Below are 538 nucleotides of genomic sequence, written 5' to 3'. Positions count from 1 at the left end.
GGATTCGACCAGGTTGTCGGCCTGGCTCTTCAGGCTGCCCGCGGCGGCGGCCGATTCCTCGACCAGCGCGGCGTTCTGCTGGGTGACCTGGTCCATCTGCACGACCGCTTCTCCCACCTGGGAGACGCCCTGGCTCTGTTCATTGCTGGCGGTGCTGATTTCCGCGACGATGTCCGTCACGCGGCGGATCGATTCCACGACATCCGACATCGTCGCGCCCGCACGGTCCACCTGCATGGTGCCCTGTCCGACGCGTTCGACGCTCGTGGAGATCAGTTCCTTGATCTCCTTGGCGGCGGCGGCGCTGCGCTGGGCGAGGTTGCGCACTTCGCTGGCCACTACCGCGAAGCCGCGGCCCTGCTCGCCGGCGCGCGCGGCCTCCACGGCGGCATTCAACGCCAGGATGTTGGTCTGGAACGCGATGCCGTCGATCACGCCGATGATTTCCGCGATCCTGCCGCTGCTCTCGTCGATGCCGCGCATCGTGCGCACCACCTGCGCCATCACCGCGCCGCCGCGCGCGGGGACGTCGGAGGCG

At 69.0% G+C, this 538-nt stretch carries 1 protein-coding gene; it reads right to left on the bottom strand.

Features of this window, described 5'->3' with window-relative positions; genetic code table 11:
• On the bottom strand, positions 1-538 hold a 538-nt coding region (locus tag K9U41_RS23060; RefSeq protein WP_282643165.1), incomplete at both ends, for a methyl-accepting chemotaxis protein.

The sequence above is a fragment of the Xanthobacter autotrophicus genome (assembly GCF_029991245.1).
GTDB lineage: Bacteria > Pseudomonadota > Alphaproteobacteria > Rhizobiales > Xanthobacteraceae > Xanthobacter > Xanthobacter autotrophicus_C.
Note: the sequence above shows the minus strand (reverse complement) of the source record. Positions and strands in the feature narration are given on the sequence as shown.